Origin of the sequence: Paenibacillus planticolens (assembly GCF_013141725.1) — a bacterium.
GTDB classification, from domain to species: Bacteria; Bacillota; Bacilli; order Paenibacillales; family NBRC-103111; genus Paenibacillus_E; species Paenibacillus_E planticolens.
Genome location: NZ_WHNZ01000081.1, coordinates 1 through 16,428, shown reverse-complemented (window position 1 = coordinate 16,428; position 16,428 = coordinate 1). Strand labels below are relative to the sequence as shown.

The 16,428-nt window shown below is 44.2% G+C and carries 7 protein-coding genes and 1 riboswitch; of the genes, 3 read left to right on the top strand and 4 right to left on the bottom strand.

Annotated elements, in window-relative coordinates; translation table 11 throughout:
• Positions 1-41: 41 nt before the first annotated feature.
• Positions 42-6,980 (bottom strand): S-layer homology domain-containing protein, encoded by a 6,939-nt coding sequence (locus GC097_RS34525; RefSeq protein WP_246294571.1) that lies wholly within the window; start codon positions 6,978-6,980, stop codon positions 42-44.
• A 168-nt stretch (positions 6,981-7,148) separates the two neighbouring features.
• A riboswitch (cobalamin riboswitch) is annotated at positions 7,149-7,354 on the bottom strand.
• A gap of 137 nt (positions 7,355-7,491) precedes the next feature.
• Entirely contained in the window at positions 7,492-8,133 is a 642-nt protein-coding gene (ytaF, locus tag GC097_RS30995) for a sporulation membrane protein YtaF (protein WP_171687124.1), read from the bottom strand.
• Positions 8,134-8,254: 121 nt separating this feature from the next.
• Here ytaF and GC097_RS30990 point away from each other — a divergent pair, with 121 nt between their 5' ends.
• Positions 8,255-8,905, top strand: a complete 651-nt coding sequence (locus GC097_RS30990; RefSeq protein ID WP_171687123.1) for a DUF1232 domain-containing protein — start codon at positions 8,255-8,257, stop codon at positions 8,903-8,905.
• Positions 8,906-9,013: 108 nt separating this feature from the next.
• On the top strand, positions 9,014-10,348 hold the full coding sequence (locus GC097_RS30985; RefSeq protein ID WP_246294570.1) for a phosphodiester glycosidase family protein: 1,335 nt from the start codon (positions 9,014-9,016) through the stop codon (positions 10,346-10,348).
• Positions 10,349-10,423: 75 nt separating this feature from the next.
• Here GC097_RS30985 and GC097_RS30980 read toward each other — a convergent pair whose 3' ends face one another.
• A complete protein-coding gene (locus GC097_RS30980; RefSeq protein ID WP_171687122.1) occupies positions 10,424-11,854 on the bottom strand; it encodes an S-layer homology domain-containing protein in 1,431 nt (476 codons plus the stop codon).
• 105 nt (positions 11,855-11,959) lie between these two features.
• Complete coding sequence (locus GC097_RS30975; protein ID WP_246294569.1) at positions 11,960-14,137, bottom strand: amidase family protein; 2,178 nt, start codon at positions 14,135-14,137, stop codon at positions 11,960-11,962.
• Between the two features lie 486 nt (positions 14,138-14,623).
• On the opposite strand from GC097_RS30975, the gene GC097_RS30970 reads away from it, so the two are divergent.
• The coding region (locus GC097_RS30970) for a pectate lyase-like domain-containing protein (RefSeq protein ID WP_512699057.1) at positions 14,624-16,428 on the top strand (1,805 nt) is incomplete at its 3' end.

Below are 16,428 nucleotides of genomic sequence, written 5' to 3'. Positions count from 1 at the left end.
AGCAAGGGCAAACATCTGCCCCTGCTTATAGATTCATATTCTTATTTGATATCTGTCATATCATATAGACGAGTTTGCCCTTTTAGAAGTCTATCGTAAGCAACCAATGCATACATAGCTTGATCAGTTGCCATTGGATCTACTTCGCCTGGTTTTGCACCGCCATTATCGAAGCCGCCCGTTTTAATATGATAAAATCCTCCGTCTGCAGCAGCAAAGCTGAGTAAAGCGTCAACAGCCGAGCTGCCGTTTTTGATAAACCTTGCATCCGTGTGCGGGTTAATGCCAAGACCCGTCAAAGCAACAACAACCTGAGCAATGCTCTCGGAATTCGTGGATTCCCCACTGGCGTAACCGCCGTCATCTTTCTGCGACTTGGACAGCCACACAAGTGCGCGATCTACCGCAGCTTGTACGTTCTTGTTCGTTTTGTAATACGGCGTCAGACCTTGGATGGCCATCGCTGTTATATCCGGATCTGCTTCCGTCGCTTTCTCACCCAGCGCCCATCCTCCGTCTGTTATTTCCCTTTTTAAAATAAAGTCAATTAGAAGATCTCTTGTAGTCTGTGTTTTGACACCAGCGACTGTCGGAATGTCAAAAGATTTGCTATCCAGCGCGATAAGCGCAAAGATAGGACCATTAATGCCCTGCTTGATCAAAGTGTCATAATCAGCCAGCCACTCTCTTAAATTGTACCCGGCTACTTGATCAATGCCGCTGCCGATCGACGTGAGGCCCAGGATAACCCGGTCATACTCCGTGTATTTTACCGCGTGCAGCTTACCTGATTTTTCCTTTAAAATCTTCTCTACATTGGCGTAATACTTAGCGTAGTAGGCATCTGGAACTGGAACGCCGGAGCGTGCCAGTCCAAATACAGTCCAATCTCCACCAATGGATGCTACCACTGGATCGGTTACGGTTTGCTGCATGAAAACAGCGGTCTGGTTAATTAGCTTTTCAACAAGCGCTTTTTTGAGCAGATCGGGCTGAGCTGTTTCTTTTTGAGCATCATTCTTATAATGATAAGCTCTCATAGCAACAACGGCCGCCATTTCTCTCGTTACCTCATCGCTAGGCTGGAACCGGTTGTCCCATCCGGACATAAGCTGACGTGCCATAATCGTTTGAACATCAACTTTAGCCCAATCGGATACAAGGTCTAAATCTTCAATGGTTGGTGCTTGCCCACCAGCTTGAATGCCCAGCGCTTTGACAATGATGACCGCCATTTGCTCTCGTGTCAGTTTCTCGTCTGGATGAAATTGATCGTTCGAGAACCCTGTAATAAAACCTGCTTTATACGCTGCGTTCACATAAGGATAGAACCAATCCTTCTGAGAGACGTCTGTGAAGTTAATGATGCTGCTCGTCTTTACATCTATTCCGAGAACACCCACTAGAATCTTAGTGAACTCTGCTCTTGTAATCGTGGCTTGCGGATTAAATTTCCCATCGCTGCCGTCAATAAATTTTTTCTGAGATGCTTCTGTAATAGCCTCAATTGCCCAATTTGAAATGGAATGGGTGTCTGCATACAGATTTTTCAGATCGAACGGCTTCACCGTCTCCAGCTGACTTACGGAATAGGAAACGAAATTCGTGAAATGGTTTGTTTTAATGATCAGATCGTTGTCTTTTACATATGCGTAGGTAATTTTTTCATTCCCTTTTGTCGCCTCGGCACCTTTGACATCCGACTCATAAATCTCAATCGGTGTGAAGGTATCCCCTTCGATAAATCCAACGCTTTGATCTTTAGCACCTTTGATGACAAAAGTAAGCGGCTTATCGAAAATGACGGATTGATTCGCATTCCCCATGGCAAAAACATGAGCCAGCTTAACCGTCTTCGTTTCTGCGCTTTTTAAACTGCCTTTGACGAGATTCTGCAGATTCATGTCATCGGTATTCAAAGAGGTTAACAGTTCAACATGAGAATCCCCTGACTTCAAAACAGTGCCCTTGTCGATCGAAACGGAGATATCGCCTTTGACGGCGGTGATCGTTGGGATGCTGTCTTTCACTTCATCCAAGCTAAGAATAACTTTGGCTTTCACGTTAGGAATGTTAATCGTAATAAGCTCTTTATCCTTCAATTCAATGGTGATGTTTACGGTGTAATTTTCGGTAATCGTTGCCGGAACATCAATAACTGTTTTTTGATCCGTTGAATTAACGATTGGTTTTGGATCACCTGTATATTTATGACCCAGATCTTCCCCTAAATTAGTCGTGTAGCGCCATTGCAAACTGTCGCCATCCTGAAGCGTATATTTGGTTGCCCCGAAATCCGGATAGTCGCCATTCACATTGTACATCCAACCGCTGCCGCTGCCGTGGTCGAATTCACCGTCACCAGCAATGGATTGCACATATACACTGTCATATTTCTCAGACCACTCATATTTGTAACTGATCCCGCGGCTGTCTAATACTCGCTTGAGCAAACTCCATGCGGTATCTCCCGACTGAAGTTCTACGCTCGTTGCAGGAATAACATCCCTCTTGTTGATCGTACGCTTATCAACGGATATGGTAGCATGCTTCGTCGGTTGAGGAGTTCCTCCTCCACCCCCTCCTCCAATTGGCGGTATTACAACCGTACTTGAAGCGTAAGCGATAAAGTCGGTAAAATGTTTGGTTTTAACAATCAGATCGTTCCCACTGTCGTAGGCATACTCATTATTGCTGCTTGCTTTGCCTGCCTCATCACTTGCAAACTTCTTAATCGTATGCGGTGATCCATTCTGGATAAAGGCAGCATCTTTGCCTTTCATGCCAGTGAAAGTCAAAGTGACAAATTGATTAAACTCTACTCGGTTAGTACCGCCAAGCGTGATGGCCTGATGAACGGTATCCAGTTTCTTGCCGTTCTCAATGATCGTTTTTATTTTATCTTTTAATGAAGAACTTGCCGCATCATTGGATGTGATTAACTCCAGTCCTGAAGAATCCCCACTAATAATTTGGGCTCCCTTAGGAATGACCATCGATATGCTGCCTTTGACAGCTTCAATTTGGGGCAAGCTGCTGTTCGAAGGCAAATTGACTTGAATTTTCGAAAGATTATTAATAGGGATTTCTATCGTTATTTCTTTATTTGCATCTGCATTCGTTACTGGAATAATGTAGTCTTTATTATCGGACGGGATCACAATCTTAGGTTGATCACCGCTCGGTAACGGGAGTTCATTTTCGCCTGGAGTCGGGATATCGAGGACATCCGTCATATCATACAGACGGTTGCTTCCATTCACGAATCGATCATAGGCTACTAATGCGTAAGTGCCTTGATCCGTAGCCATGCCGTCTACTTTTCCTGTTTTAATATGCTTAAAGCCGCCATCGGCTACAGCAAATGACATTAAAGCATCCAATGCAGATTTACCATTTTTTATAAATCTTGAGTCTGTGTTTGAATCTATGCCGACTGCTGATAATGCGGTTACCACCTGTGATAGACTCTCGCTGCTTGTACTTCCGAAGCTTGTATAACTTCCTTCACTATTTTGAGATTTGGAAAGCCAACTAACAGCTCGATCTATTGCTGCTTTTACATCTTCATTAGACTGAGCATACGGAGCAAGTGCTTGCATTGTCATTCCGGTGAGATCAACATCGGGTTTACCGCCAGGAGATAGTCCCCAACCTCCTTGATCAGCGTTACCCTTGTTTGATTCTCCATCTATCAAATACTTAATAAGTTTATCTCTTGTTGTTTGTACTTTGCCTTCTGCAGCTGAGGGAATTATGTAGTTTTTAGAATCAAATGCAAGAAGGGCGAAGATTGGACCATTCATGCCTTGTTTAATGACATAATCATAATCCGAAAGTGCCTGTAAAAGATCATAGCCACCAACATCTTTGGGATCTTTGCCAATTGAAGTTAGTCCCAGGATGACTCTTGAATGCTCGGTACCTTTTGTTTTATCCAAAACTCCGGCATTCGCAATCATTTTATCTTTTACTGTACTAGTTACATTGTCATAGTACGATTGATAATAGCCATCAGGTACGGAATAATTGGCTCTGGCCAATGAAAGGACAGACCATTCCCCGCCACCCGTTCCAAAAACCGGTTTTTCTACTGTTTTCACAATATATGCTAGATTCTTATTTAAGATTTGCTTCGGGTTGCTAATAGTACTAGCTTTGTAAGTAATAGTAAACGATTGCTCAGCTGAATTCCCGGAAGCATCAGTGGCAGAAACAGTGATTGTGTTTGCTCCAGCGGTAAGAACAACGTTGTATTTATTATCAACTTTGGAGATTACTGTCCCGTTTAGCTTAACTACCGTTGTTATTACTCCAGGTCGATTATCGGTTACTTGAACTCCAAAGCTCAGATTTGGCTGGGATACTTCTTGGTTATTCGTTAAGCCGGTTACGGTTATGCTTGGTTTTTCTGTGTCAACGTCCGTCATATCATACAGACGGTTGCTTCCATTCACGAATCGATCATAGGCTACAAGTGCATACGTACCTTGATCAGTTGCCATAGCATCTACTTTTCCTGTTTTAGTATGCTTAAAGCCGCCATCAACTACGGCAAATGACATTAAAGCATCCAAAGCAGATTTACCATTTTTAATAAATCTTGAGTCTGTGTTTGAATCTATACCGACTGCCGATAATGCGGTTACCACTTGTGATAGACTCTCGCTGCTTGTACTTCCGAAGCTTGTATAACTTCCTTCACTATTTTGAGATTTAGAAAGCCAACTAACAGCTCGATCTATTGCTGCTTTGACATCTTCTTTAGACTGAGCATACGGAGCAAGTGCTTGCATCGTCATTGCGGTGATATCGACATCAGGTTTACCACCAGGAGATAGTCCCCAACCTCCTTGATCGGCGTTACCCTTGTTTGATTCTCCATCTATCAAATACTTAATGAGATTATCTCTAGTAGTTTGTACTTTTCCTTCTGCAGCTGAGGGAATTATGTAGTTCTTAGAATCGAATGCAAGAAGGGCGAAGATTGGACCATTCATGCCTTGTTTAATGACATAATCATAATCCGAAAGTGCCTGTAAAAGATCATAGCCACCAACATCTTTGGGATCTTTGCCAATCGAAGTTAGTCCCAGGATGGCTCTTGAATGCTCGGTACCTTTCGTTTTATCCAATACCCCGGCATTCGCAATCATTTTTTCTTTTACTGTACTAACTACATTGTCATAGTACGATTGATAATAGCCATCAGGTACAGAATAGTTAGCTCTGGCCAATGAAAGGACAGACCATTCTCCGCCGCCGGTTCCAAACTTCGGTTTATCTACCGTTTTTAGAATATAGGCTAGGTTTTTGTTTAACTGTTCTTTCGCATTGTTTACAACACTAGCTTTGTACGTTATGGTAAAATTTGTTTCTGCCGTATTGCCGAATGCACCTTTGGCCGTGATGGCAATTGTGTTTACACCTGAGTTTAGAACGACATTATATGCTCCGCCAGTCTTCGAGATAACAGTTCCGTTCAACTTGACTACGGGTGTTATAACAGATGAGGTGTTATCCGTCGCTTCCACATTAAAGCTAATATTAGCCTGGGCTACTTCTTGTTTATCCGTTATCCCGGTAACTTTTATTGTCGGTTTAACATTACCGTTCAGACTGGCTAGCATTCTATCTATGTCATTCTGCTTGCTTTCCATGTTAGTAAGCAACGAATACGCTTGATCATATAGGGATTTAACAACTGCATTCGATAGAATCGCTGCTTTATTCGGATCACTGTTTATTTCTGCGATCCTAGCCGTCAGTGCATCCTTGTTAGCCGTTTGTATAAAGCCCGGACTCCACTCGTCGCCTCCCAGCGATGCTCCAAAGCCATACACAGTAAACTGAGTTCGAATGACATCCTCATCATGAGGTATATAGTCGGACACCCCTACATTCGGGATTACATTATTTACGGCATACATCCACCCGGACATAGACGTATAATCGAATTCTCCCAGCCACTGCTCGTTATTCTTTGTACCTAATTGAACTCCATCTGCATCCATTTGCTCTTTGATATAATTTGGCACATTTACTTGACTGCCAGCGTCTTTAACCTTAGATAAATAAAAACGTTCTTCAATAGTTCCGGTATGCTGTATATTATCCTCACCCAAAACGCGCGTGAGTACAGCTGCTACATTTTCACCTTCATAAAAAGGAACTTTAACCGGCTCTTTAAAATAGCCTTGCCCTAATGTAAATTTCTCAACGGTAAGAGTTACATTCCCCAGTGGAATGGCTGGTACCTTATTAACGGTCAATGGCTGAGTAGCTCTAACTGTTCCCGGTGCTGCAATTGCACGATAATCCGTAACTTCAAGTGTATAATTTCCTGCACTTACTCCTTTATCAAATGCAGCTATACCGTTTGGGTTCGTTACGACTGCGGTCCCACCAACTGTTACTTTCACACCGCTAGCCGGAGAATTAATAAATTGGTTACTTGACCAATCATAAGTGCTCTTCGTGACCGTAACGGAGAAAGGCTGATTGGCTTTGACATCACCAGGTTGAACAGAAATGGATTGAACCAATTGCGTCTCAAGATCACCGTAATACACGCTAATTTGGTCATTGCTTTCTAGATTAAATAGATCCATAGCGACAGAAGGTATGATCCATTGTCCTTGACGCTTGACAGCAATGTTCCATCCATCATAGCCGCCATATAGTCCTGCGTGTATCCCATTAATTCCTGTCACATACGGACCATAGGGTGAATCTGCAATGTCTAATGGAATTTGGGCTTGCCTTAAATCAGCTTGCAACGCTTCTAACGCGTTTGAACCTTCCGCCACTCCTTCGTGGATAAGACCTTGCGGTCCTTCGACGTGAAGCGCAACTGAAACCGGTCCTTGATTCGCAGCGAAAACTGGATTAGCTGGCGCAATGACGTTGAATAATACAGATAATGCCATTACGAATGCTAAAAAGGACGACATAGCTTTACGATGCAGTTTGCTTAACATACTGTTCTTATCTCTCCTTATAATTTTCTTAAAAAACACTTAAAAAGCAAAGCAAAAAAGGCAAAGCCCAATAGTGGGGTTTGCCTTTAATTCCAACATAAAAAAACTACTTGCATATGCCAAAATGACATAGCAATGCCAACTAATTTCTCACCCCCCGGAGAAATAGTGCGACAAGCAAAATAGGCAGGTATCCTGGCTCATGCATCCTCGTAAACTTTTCGCCTTCCCATCCCCTTAAGTGGGGAAAGTGGCCTGATAGAAAAGAAACTCCGCATTTACAGTGGCGGGACCGCGCAGGCATTGCACCTGACTTCCCTTTTAAGCACTTTCGACGATGTGATCGAATGTGCACCTTATTTGCACGTATATGGTTGTACTGCCCATACTAGCGGTTAATCCTTTATTTGTCCAGTAGATTCATAGGAATATTTATCATTTCACATCCGCATTAATGTCATAAAATACTACCTCTTGCGTAAAATGTAGGATACAAGAATGACAGTAGACTTCAACCGAATAATGAATTGCCGGCAATTAACAAAAGCAAAATTCCACTCAGAATGGTCCCGAATTGACCAACTGTGAAAGAGCCAATACGAATCCCCGCTACTTTGCGACCGAGAACAACACCGAACCATACCGTGATGAAACTTCCGAGAGCGGCGGTTATGGAAATAGCTAGAGGCGATAATCCAAGTAAACCTGCACCTAAGCCATTCGTAATTGCATTAACGGATAGCGCTACCCCCAGAATAAAAGCCTCACCTAAACCAATATCTCCCGATTTATCAACATCCGCCATTTCAGGATTCTTCAGAATTGACTTCATGGAGGCCGCATCCGTTTCAATACGTTCAACCTCTCTGGATACATGTTGTTTCTTTCGCGGAACTGCTAATAAAATAATGCGGATCCCCACAATGAACAATAGAAATGCACCTACCAAGACAGGATAAATGCCTGGCAGAACCTTCGAAAGCCATTGTCCAGAAAGAATCCCAAACATGCTAAAAAGAAAACAAATAATGGCGATTACGACATTTGAAGAAAAACCAATACACGTACCACGAATCCCATAAGAGATTCCAACACCTAAATTATCCAAACTTGAAGATACGGCAAATCCCAGGATCAAAAGCCATGCTGTCATTGTGTTTCACTCCTCCAACTGTTTACAGTCAGAGTATTGATGATTTTGCAATAAAGTGCTTTTCCAAACAAAAAATGTTGAGATTATTTCAACACTTAGCCATAAGGGGTGAAACCATAGGATGTCCGACAAAAATAGGGAAGAGACGCTGGGACTTACGTTAACCGCTTTATTAAAAGCACGTTCCTTTTCCATGCGGAAACTAAGTTCACTCACGGGGATTGATACAGCTACCATTTCTCGAATCATCAGTGGAAAACAAAAGGCAAAGCTCAACCACTTGGAAACCTTTGCCTTCCATCTCGGGGTTCCAACCGCACATTTATTTCAAGCTGCAGGATTCGATATCACAATGCCTCAAGCTGAAACACAATCGGACATATACACGTCCATAAGCAGTGTGCAAAAAATTCTGCAGTCTTCAAATTTAATTGATCATTCGTTCACAGCCGAACTCGTCCAGAAAGAACTGAGCAAGTACGAGCAATATGCCCTAACAGAAGAAGGACGGCAAATCATCATCGACGACTTCCCTTCCAAAGTGGCAAGTGTCAATGGAGCCGGGCCTTTCATTGATGGGCTTAAACTAATGTATCTTCAATTTTGCGAAGATGACAACACCTCAGAAAGACGTGCACTACTCGGCAGCGCACTTCTTTATTTTGTGATGTCCGCCGATCTTATTCCCGATTACGTTTTTCCTCTAGGCTATTTGGACGATGCCATTGCCGTGCAATTGGTACTCGATCGTTTAAATCAATCTGACAATTAAAATCATGCATTTAATAAACTTTATTCATTACACTTGCGTCAAAATTTTTATGCAATAAAATAAGTATGAGTATTTATGCTTAATCATTTCAGGGAGACACGAAGAATCATGGAGTTAAAGAACATCGTTTTGCCAAATAATAGGACCAGAGTCCGCAGGAGTTGGTTGAAAAAGACGCTAATAGCTATAGGCGCTTCTGTCATTGTATGCTTGATGCTCCTATTCATGACACCTTGGGGAATTGATCTTCGGACAAATCTGGCCGAAATGGTGATCAATACCCAGCACCGTGAATGGGCATGGGTTTTGGTTGGTGCCAAAAAGCGTGATGATATGGTTAATCAGATGCAGAAGCAAATCGATGTTTGGGGAGTCGACAAGCAGCATGATAGCTTAATCAAGCTAGACAAACGCAAACGAACAGCTAGTGAATTAATAAAGGTCGTTGACATCCAGGATGAAACGCATAAGAATCCTACATGGCGCGGCAAAAAAATGGTTGTCTACGATCCAAGAACAATCCGCCTTGTAACAACTAGCCATAAGCAAGAGGGTGAAAAAATTACGGACATGGTCAAACGGACAGGTGCGCTTGCAGGTGTGAATGGCGGAGCGTTCGATGATCCCCAAGGCTTAGGTAATGGCTTTGCACCGATTGGGTTTCTGATGTCAGGCGGCCAAGTCGTTCTTACGGAATATGACGGTAGTGTCAAGCAGCACGTAGTTGGGTTTACCAAGAACGGAATTCTGAAAATTGGATTATATTCCATTGATGAGCTGATTAAAGATGGAGTTACCGATGCTGCCTTCTGGAAACCGCGCATTATCGAAGACGGCAAGGGACTCATCACCAGCGGAGACGGCGGGGCGGGACGCGATCCAAGGACGGCCCTTTGCCAGACAGGGAACGGAACGATCATCTTTCTCGTTATTGACGGACGTCAGCCGGGGTACAGCATGGGGGCTACACTTAAAGAAGTGCAAGATATCTTTCTATCGGAGGGATGCCTGAATGCGGGCTTTCTGGATGGAGGGGCCTCATCCGAATTAGTCGCTGACGGCAAACTGCAGACAAAGCCTGCGAGTCGTTACGGCGAACGCCGCTTACCTGACGGTTTCCTGGTATTGGCAGATCCAAGCAGCTATAAACCAGATAACATGTGGGAAGGCCTAACGAAGATCGATGCTGGAGGTGCCTATGACAATCCAGGATTCCAGCAGGAGCAAGCTAAGCTTCATGCGAAAGCGGAGCATAACTCCTCACCACCTAAGCCAACAGCAACCCACAAACCACAGGCGGGCAAAGGGCTTGATCAGCCCCCAGCAACGACACCAAGAAACTCGTCACCGAGCCCTACGTCTACCAAAGGAAAATCAGCTGCTAAACCTACTCCAAGTAGTAGCCCCAGCGAGGAAAAGACAAGCTCCATCAAAAAACAGTGAAAACTATTCAATTAAAAAACAAAAACTGCTTCTCAGTAGATCATCTACTAGGAAGCAGTTTTTTTCATCAAGTCTTTACTTTTTTAATGCCAATGCTCTAAGTATGACAGATACAGCTTCAGCCCGGGTCGTGTTCGCCTGCGGCTTCACCGTGTTGTCTTCATATCCATTAACCAATCCTTTGGCAATGGCGGTCTCAAGAGCCGATCGTGCCCAGTCGGATACCGACGAACGATCCGAAAAATCGATGTTCTTGGCAACCGGATCCATCTGTGCCGCACGAATGACGATTGCTGCCATTTGCTCTCTTGTTATGAACTCGTCTGGCCCAAAAGTCTGTTCCGTATAGCCGTTAACAACGCCAAGTGCTGCTGCAGTTGAAATCGCACTTTTTGCCCAATGCGTTGACGTGTCTTCGAAACTTTTTCCATCCTGCGCTTTAAGATTCAACGCTTTGAAGATAACGGTAACGAATTCAGCTCGCGTGATTTTATTGTCTGGTTTAAAGGAATTGTCCGGATATCCGTCGATCGCACCTTGTTTAACGAATTCACGAATGCTGGCTTCGGCCCAATGTCCCTTGATATCGGTAAAACTAGCCGCATCCTGATCGGCAGCCTTTTTATCGGAAATCAGCACAGCAAATTTCGTGAAATGCTTGACAGATCCGGAAGCCGTCCCCTTGGCTTGATCCACTTGCAGATCATCCAATTGCACCCATGTACGGGTTTGTTCATTAAGCCAATATACGCCTACCAGCGACTTCGTGAAGTCCACGGCAGTCTTGTCGAAAGGCAATGTGATGACAACAGATTTGTTAAAATCGCCTTCACTGTCTTTTTTGATTTCATAGACACCGCTTATTAATTTAAGAGATGAGTCAACGGGCAGCATGGACGTATCGCTTAGTTTATCTACGGTCACCTTTATACCGCTAGCCAGTGCTCCAGCCGGCACATCGATTGTAGCATCATTCAAAGTTAACGTTCCACCCTCAATCGCAATCGTTCCTTCGTTGGATGGCGCTCCGCCTCCGCTGCTTCCACTGCTTGAATCATCACTTTTAGTAACAATCGTATAGCTGGCCGTTGCTGCATTTGTCGTAGATTGAGGCACTTTGGAGTCGATAAGCAAAATATCTTTCAAAGTGATGTTGGCAGCACCGTTTCCAGTCTTCGTGAAGGTGAAGGTTGCCAAATCCAAAGATCCGTTATCGCCCGCCACGTTCCCTGACTTGGTATGGGCAAAGACGAGATGCGTTCCGCCCGCCTCAGAAAATATAACCGGAGCACTAAAGCCAACCGTGGATGTCGATTCGCTTCCCAGCTTGAACTTTAATTGATTGGGATCAAAGTAAAGTGAAAATTGATAGGCATACAAATCTTCCAGATTGCTGCCCTTTACGGTAATTGTGAAGTCTTCGCCTACGTTCAGGACATTCTTGGAAGCTTCCATAGAAACCGATGGTGAGGTCGTTGCTGCCAAGATTTGTTGTGGCATCAGCATGATTAACATCAATAGCATCATAAAAAGAGCTTGTTTTTTATGCGGCATATCCAGGTTCGTCCTTTCTCATATAATGAATCGGATGACATTGTCCGTCGTGCCGGATTATTTCTCAGGCAGCGCCGGGACACTTTTCGGAGCTACCCGGTTATGCGTTGCTTGCTCATAGGAATAGCCGATTTTGATTAGCTGACCTTCCTCGTAAGGTCTGGCCAGCATCTCGATGGCAATTGGCGTTCCGTTTGCTACGTATCCTGCTGGTACGCTGATCGCCGGGAAGCCGGAGAACGGACTCAGACGATTGGCGTTACCACCGCTCGTAGGTGTCGTGGTAGCTGGATAGAGTAAGACATCCAGATTATTGTCGGCCATCAGACCAAGCAGCGATTGTTGGGTAAGACGCGTTCTGAATAACAGAATATCTTTATAGTCCTGGTTTGTATCGAGTGGCGCCACATTGTTTCTCGTGGTTAATGTACTTTTCAGTGAAGCCAAGAAATCCGTTTGAGAATTGACGATATCCGTAAGTGAATGATAGCGAACCGAGTTCGGATCGACCAAACGCGGGTTTGATAAGTAGTCATTCAAGTTATATTTGAATTCGTAGGCGCTTAGACTCGAATAACTCACTATCGTGTCTGCATTAGGAATGTATACATTCGTGACAACCGCGCCTTGTTCGCGCATACTATCAGCTGCTTTGTTCAGCAGGGCAAGCACTTCTTTGTTGGTTCCTACCACGGATGAATTGGTGACAAGCCCGATACGTGCGCCTTTTAGCCCATCTTTAACTAAATAATTCGTATAGCTGGTCGGCTTTTTGCCAATGCTGCCCGCTGTAACAATATCATTAGGATCGTAGCCGCTAACCGTGTCGAGCATGATAGCAGCATCCGCTACCGTTCTAGTCATAGGACCGCCAACATCTTGAGACAGGGCCAAAGGAATGATGCCGTCTCGGCTAGTCAATCCGATTGTAGGTCTAATACCAACGATGCTGTTATAGGAGGAAGGAATTCGGATTGAACCGCCCGTATCCGTACCCAGACCTGCAACCCCGAAATTAGAAGCAATGGATGCGCCCGTTCCACCGCTGGAACCGCCCGGATTTTGGGTCAATACGTAAGGATTTTTCGTTTGGCCCCCCAGTGAACTATTCGTGTCTGTATTGATGGCAAATTCACTCAAATTGGCTTTGGCCAAAATGATGGCTCCCGCATCCTTTAACTTTTTAACCATATAAGAATCGCTCACCGTCTGGTTATCTTTCAGACATGTGCAGCCGGCGCTTGTAGGCATGTCGACTGTGTCGTAATTATCCTTAACAATGATTGGGATTCCGTGCAGCAGTCCACGCGGACCTTTGTCCTTGCGTTCTTGATCCAGACTGGCTGCAATCGCTAAGGCATTTGAATTGATCGTAATTAGGGATTTAATCGTCGGTCCCTGCTTGTCATATGCGGCAATCCGATCCAAATACATCTGAACGAGTTGAACCGAGGTCAGCTTGCCGGCAGCCATTGCATTCTGAATGCCCATAATATCAGCTTCCAACAGTTGGAACGGCTGTCCGTTGTCGTAAAGAACTTTTTTGCCGAGATAAGCAAGATCGGAAATATTGATGATGCCGTCATTGTTGAAATCCGCGGATGAAACCAAGCCCCAGTTCGGATTCTTGAAATCAATCCCAAAGAAATTCATTAATAAAGCAAGGTCGCCTACATCTAACACATGATTGCCGTTAAGATCGCCTGGGACCAAGCTGGAAATTTGGAGTGGAATGGAAGCTGCCTGTGTCAGCAAGGTGCTCCCGTCGGAGAGCCCTAGCTCTACGGAACCGGTGATTCCGCTAAGGTTTGTCGCCGTCTTGGCTTTGAAAGCCAGTGTAAGCACGGGATCGTTTTGAGTCAGTCCACCCGCAGAATCGGTGACAAGGACACTGACTTTGCCTGGTTCGTTATTTTCACCAACGATGCTCAGGCTGGATTTGGCCGATGTGGTTTTTATGTATTCAAATGATGTCTGATCGTATACAAACACAAACTTACCCACTGACGCATTGTTCGGTGCTCCGATTAGGGAAACATTCATATAGACTTGGTCGCTTACACTTATGGAAGCTGGACCTGACAATTGAACTGTCGCTGTAGACGGACTGGTGACTGTAGAAGCGCTGGCAAGTGAAACTCCAAGTGGATTGATCAAGACCAGGACATTCATCGAGATGCTGAAGAGCAGCAAAATAGCAATTTTAGAAAAGAATCTATGAAATGATTTATTCATGACTTCCTCCTTGTTAGTAAATATGACATTAAAATAAGGAATGCAATGAGTTATCCATCAAAATCAAAAATAAAGCGACATTTAATGTTATAATTTAAGCGTTTAATTAATTATCATTTTAGAAAACCTCCTTGTTTGCTTATCTATTACTCTATTAATGTTATATTACATAACATAATATATTGCAATTTATATTTTTCATTATAAGAAATACCTACAAAAACTTAGATAATCCTATAACATACCTTTACATTAATATTTGCTTTATGCATGCCTATCTGCATTCCCAACACCTTAAATTTATCTCCTTTTCTCCTTAAGTTTACCTCTTTCAATGAACGTGGTATTATTCTATGCTGAAGATACTAACTAAGAGACAGCATCCTACTTTTGAAAGATGAGAGGGTGATCGGCGCTAGAAATGTAATCGCTTACTAATGAGCATCATGCATGACGTTTCTTTTCCAATCTGAGGGAGGTATATGAATGCGCAATTTTAAGAAAATGATTTCATCCGTATCCATGATGGCGATTGTCCTCAGTTTATGGAGTCCTGCAGGTATTTCGCATGCAGCAACTCCAATCACTGATGCGAATTCAACGATTTTTGGCCCCAATGTCTATGTATTCAGCCCAGATATGCCAGCTGCAGATATTCAAAACACGGCTAGTTCCATATTTGGCAGACAGGAAAGCAATGAGTTTGGTACAGAAAGAGATGCCCTCTTATTTAAACCAGGAAGTTATAATGTTAATTTCTATGTGGGCTTCAATACGCAAGTATCTGGTTTGGGACAAAATCCGGATGATGTGTTGATTAACGGCGGGTTGAATGTGAATGCAGATTGGGATAACGGGAATGCAACACGCAACTTTTGGCGCGGTATCGAAAACCTGAGTATTAATCCGACGCTCACAATTCCTGCTCCATCGCATATCTCTTCGGGGACAACGCAAATCGCCGTTTCACAAGCAGCACCTCTTCGACGGTTACATATTAAAGGTAAACTGAATTTGTTTGACTTTGATTCAAATTGGAATGCCGGATGGGCAAGCGGAGGTTTTCTAGCGGATTCCATTGTCGACGGTCAGATAACGCCAGCTTCCCAGCAGCAATGGTTCTCTCGAAACAGCCAGTATTCGAGTTGGTCCAACGGGGTTTGGAACATGGTGTTCGTAGGTGACAAGAATGCACCGGCGGGGACATTCCCAGATCAACCGTATACGGTCGTTCCGAACACGCCAGTCATCCGTGAAAAGCCATATTTATATATTGACAAAACGGATCAATATCAAGTGTTTGTTCCATCGCTCTCACAGAATACGCAAGGAGCCAGCTGGGTAGCGGGAGCAACGCCAGGTCAGTCCATCGGGATCGACCAGTTCTATATTGTTCGTTCGGATCAACCTAGCACATCGAGTGCTGCAAGCATCAATGCTGCATTAACAGCCGGGAAGAATTTGTTATTTACGCCGGGAATCTATCCTTTGAATGATACAATTCGTATCAACAACGCAAATACAGTTGTACTTGGAATCGGGATGCCAACGTTAATTCCAACGACAGATAAACCTGCAATGACGGTCGCGGATGTGGACGGCGTGAAATTAGCAGGACTGCTTTATGAAGCTGGTCCAAATGCAACCTCCACTCTATTGGAAATCGGACCTGCAGGCAGTACAAACAATCACGCAACGAATCCAACCTCGTTACACGATTTATTCTTCCGTACAGGCGGAGCCGTAGCTGGGACGAACGCATCCCAAATGAAAATTAACAGCAATAACGTCATCGGCGATCATTTCTGGATGTGGCGTGCTGACCATGGCGCTGGCGCCGGTTGGACCAGCAACGTATCGACGAACGGTCTCATTGTGAACGGAACCGATGTCACGATTTACGGATTATTCAACGAGCATCACAATGAATATCAAACGATTTGGAATGGGAACGGAGGCCGGTTGTATTTCTATCAATCCGAGATTCCATACGATGTTCCGAATCAAGCGGCTTGGATGAACGGAAGCAAAAAAGGCTATGCCTCCTATAAAGTGGCGGATTCCGTAACTACACATGAAGCTTGGGGCCTCGGCGTTTACTCCTACTTCAGAGATGCAGCTGTGAAACTCGATTCTGCCATTGAAGCGCCTAACGCCGCAGGGGTCAAAATTCATCACGCTACGACCATTTGGTTAAATGGGACGCCAGGCAGTGAAATCACGCACATCATTAACAATCTGGGCGGGCGTGTCTACGGCAATTCAGGCAGTGCGATGAGACAAACGCTCAA

What these genes read in the sequence shown, in the direction of transcription:
- GC097_RS30975 (WP_246294569.1), bottom strand. Translation starts at nt 14,137, where the DNA reads ATGAATAAATCATTTCATAGATTCTTTTCTAAAATTGCTATTTTGCTG.
- GC097_RS34525 (WP_246294571.1), bottom strand. Translation starts at nt 6,980, where the DNA reads ATGTTAAGCAAACTGCATCGTAAAGCTATGTCGTCCTTTTTAGCATTC.
- GC097_RS30990 (WP_171687123.1), top strand. Translation starts at nt 8,255, where the DNA reads ATGTCCGACAAAAATAGGGAAGAGACGCTGGGACTTACGTTAACCGCT.
- ytaF (WP_171687124.1), bottom strand. Translation starts at nt 8,133, where the DNA reads ATGACAGCATGGCTTTTGATCCTGGGATTTGCCGTATCTTCAAGTTTG.
- GC097_RS30985 (WP_246294570.1), top strand. Translation starts at nt 9,014, where the DNA reads ATGGAGTTAAAGAACATCGTTTTGCCAAATAATAGGACCAGAGTCCGC.
- GC097_RS30980 (WP_171687122.1), bottom strand. Translation starts at nt 11,854, where the DNA reads ATGCTGATGCCACAACAAATCTTGGCAGCAACGACCTCACCATCGGTT.